Origin of the sequence: Pseudonocardia lacus, assembly GCF_018531445.1 — a bacterium.
Lineage (GTDB): Bacteria > Actinomycetota > Actinomycetes > Mycobacteriales > Pseudonocardiaceae > Pseudonocardia > Pseudonocardia lacus.
Genome location: NZ_JAHDTH010000439.1, coordinates 1 through 1,656 on the forward strand (window position 1 = coordinate 1; position 1,656 = coordinate 1,656).

2 protein-coding genes are annotated in these 1,656 nt (G+C 78.2%); one reads left to right on the forward strand and one right to left on the reverse strand.

Features of this window, described 5'->3' with window-relative positions; genetic code table 11:
• Positions 1–692: universal stress protein (locus KIK08_RS38890; RefSeq protein WP_214408310.1), on the forward strand; the 692-nt coding region annotated here is incomplete at its 5' end.
• Positions 693–831: 139 nt separating this feature from the next.
• On the opposite strand, the gene KIK08_RS38895 is transcribed toward KIK08_RS38890, so the two are convergent.
• Positions 832–1,434 (reverse strand): CBS domain-containing protein, encoded by a 603-nt coding sequence (locus KIK08_RS38895; protein ID WP_214408311.1) that lies wholly within the window; start codon positions 1,432–1,434, stop codon positions 832–834.
• Positions 1,435–1,656: the final 222 nt, after the last annotated feature.

The following is a 1,656-nucleotide window of genomic DNA, read 5'->3' on the forward strand; positions in this document are numbered from 1 at the left end:
GGGCGCTCGCCGCGGTGCGGGCCGCGGTGCCCGGACTCGCCGCGTCCGCGCGCCCCGGGTCGGGTGCGACGGCGGACCTGCTGCGCACCCGGTCGGTCGACGCCGGGCTCCTCGTGGTGCCCGCCGACCTGCCCGACCTGGACCGCGTCGTCGCCGAGGCGTACTGCCCGGTCGCCGCGGTGCCGCGACGACCGGTCCCGCCGGGCGGGTCGGTCGTCGTCGGGGTGGCCCCGTGGACCACCGACGACACCGTCGCGCTGGCCTTCGCCGAGGCGGCCGCGCGGCGGGTGCGGCTGGTGGCGGTGCGCGCCTGGGACCGACCGGGGGTCGACCTCGGCTGGCTGCGCCCGGAGCGGATCGCGCAGTGGGACCAGGAGTCCGAGCGCGCCCGCCGGGAGGTCGAGTGGGCGCTGTCCGCCCAGCGGATCGTGCACCCGGACGTGCCCGTCGAGGTCGTCGTGGCCCAGGACTCCGCCACGGAGCTGCTGCTGGCGCTGGCCACCCGCGCCCGGCTGCTGGTGCTCGGCCGATCGTGCCGGGGGGCGCTGCTCGCCGGGTTGGTCGGCTCGCCCGTCGACGACCTGCTGCGCACCGTCCGCTGCCCGGTCGTCGTCGTGCCCGCCGAGGGCGGACCCCGCGGCAGCTGGTGGCCCAGCCGCGACCACGGCTGGGTGATCGACGCCCACCTGTGATCGCGCCCCGTGCGCCGGGACCGAACGGCGGCCGCGCGCCGGGGCGGAAGCCCCTGCACACAGCGGGACCTGCTCGCCTTCCGGGCCGGTGAACGCCTGGCCACGGTCGCGGACGTGCACTCCGGCCCGGCCGGGCGTGTCACGGTTCGACCGGCAGCACCTGCACGTGCAGCACCCCGCGCACGGACGCCGCGACGACGCTGGCCGGGTGCTCCTCGGCCGGGTCGGCGAGCGCGTCGCGCAACGTGACCTGACCGCCCTGCACCGCGACCCCCCACCGGCCCGGACCGGCGTAGGCGGCCAGCCGGTGGCGCACCTCGGCGGCGATCGCGCTGTCGGTCCGGGCGAAGGTGGCCAGCACGTCGCGGCGGCTCACGATGCCGACCAGCCCCGCACCGGCCCGGACCACCGGCACCGACCGGATCCCCAACGCCCGCATCCGGGCCACCACGTCGGCGACGTCGGTGGTGGGCGTGACCGTCAGCACCTGCGTCGTCATCACCTCGCCCACCCGCGACGGCGGGATCGTCGCCAGCTCCTCGGCCGGCATCGAGCGGGCGTCGTGCCGCACCCGGTCGCGCAGCAGATCGGCCTCGGTGACGATGCCGACCAGCTCGCCGTCACCGTCCACGACGGGCAGCGCCGTGAAACCGCGCCCGGTCAGCAGGGCCGCCGCGGCCCGGATCGGGGTGTCCGGCCCGGCGGTCACCACCGGTCGGGTCATCACCTCGCGCACCAGCATGTCGCACCCTTCCCTCCGCCCGGCAGCCGGATCCGTGCGGTCGACCCGCCGGCGGCGCTCCCGGTCGGCTCCACCGTGACCGCTCGGCGCCCGGGCCGGCAGGGCGCAGCGGCCCGCAACGGCGGGACCGACGGCCTGTGCGCGACCCGTCCCTCGGCCCTGGGCGCGCGCCGCGCGACGTCGAAGCATGAGTCCGACGTGCGGTGACGACGTGCGCTGACG

Coding starts and splice junctions, on each gene's coding strand:
- KIK08_RS38895 (WP_214408311.1), bottom strand. CDS start 1,434: ATGCTGGTGCGCGAGGTGATGACCCGACCGGTGGTGACCGCCGGGCCG.